Source organism: Achromobacter sp. RW408 (assembly GCF_003184165.1).
Taxonomy (GTDB): domain Bacteria; phylum Pseudomonadota; class Gammaproteobacteria; order Burkholderiales; family Burkholderiaceae_B; genus Achromobacter; species Achromobacter xylosoxidans.
Map to the genome: position 1 here is coordinate 331,499 of NZ_QHHO01000040.1, position 730 is coordinate 332,228.

The window sequence follows — 730 nt, forward strand, 5'->3', positions numbered from 1 at the left end:
CCCGACGCGGCACTGGACGCGTTGCTGGCCCAGGCGCAGCGCAAGGCGCGCCAGAACCTGCATGGTTCCCTGGTCTGGCACCTGCTGATGACGCCGCTGGCGCTGGTCGGCTGGGTCACGCCCTGGCTGGCGGCGATCACCATGCTGGTGTCGTCGCTGGCGGTTGCCTACAACTCGTGGCGGCTGTCGCGGCGCGACTGGTCCGGCCGCGCGGCGCCCGGCGGCGCGCTGGAAGCCGCGCCATGACCATTCTCTATCTTCTCCTGCCCCTGTCCCTGCTGTTTGTGCTGGTCATCGGCGTGTCGTTGTGGTGGGCCGTTTTCAATGGCCAATATGACGATACCGACAACGCCGGCGCCGCCATCCTGCGCGACGACGACGGCGGCCAGCCCTCGCGGGACTGACGGCCGCCGTGCCCTGGACGTTGCGCGGCCGCTGCGGGTTCCCCTGCACGACCAGTAGGGTTTGATTCACATCAACCCCGGATCGTGTCTGACCCCCCATCATTGAAACCTGGAGCTACTTGTTTCTTTTTGTTTGGGGGAAGGGTGATGAACGATTGCGCCGCAATCGCAAGCAAGGCCGACACCTTCAACTATCGGATCGTGAGGCAGTTCGCGCTCATGACCGTGGTCTGGGGCATCGTCGGCATGGCTGTGGGCGTTTTTCTCGCCGCGCAGCTGGTTTGGCCTCAGTTGAATTTCGACACCGCCTGGCTCAGCTACGGCCG

The 730-nt window shown here is 65.2% G+C and carries 1 protein-coding gene and 2 pseudogenes; all 3 read left to right on the plus strand.

The genetic code is table 11. From position 1 onward, the window contains the following. Positions 1 to 246 (plus strand): annotated as a pseudogene (locus DK459_RS09090) (hypothetical protein); the annotation flags it as partial. Continuing rightward, positions 243 to 404 carry a cbb3-type cytochrome oxidase assembly protein CcoS gene (gene ccoS / locus DK459_RS09095; protein ID WP_006387526.1) on the plus strand — a complete coding sequence of 54 codons (162 nt, stop codon included), beginning with the start codon at positions 243 to 245 and terminating at the stop codon, positions 402 to 404. The pseudogene DK459_RS09090 and the gene ccoS, both read left to right, overlap by 4 nt. A 147-nt stretch (positions 405 to 551) precedes the next feature. Further along, positions 552 to 730: pseudogene (locus DK459_RS31190) on the plus strand (cytochrome C oxidase Cbb3); the annotation flags it as partial.

What these genes read in the sequence shown, in the direction of transcription:
- ccoS (WP_006387526.1), top strand. Translation starts at nt 243, where the DNA reads ATGACCATTCTCTATCTTCTCCTGCCCCTGTCCCTGCTGTTTGTGCTG.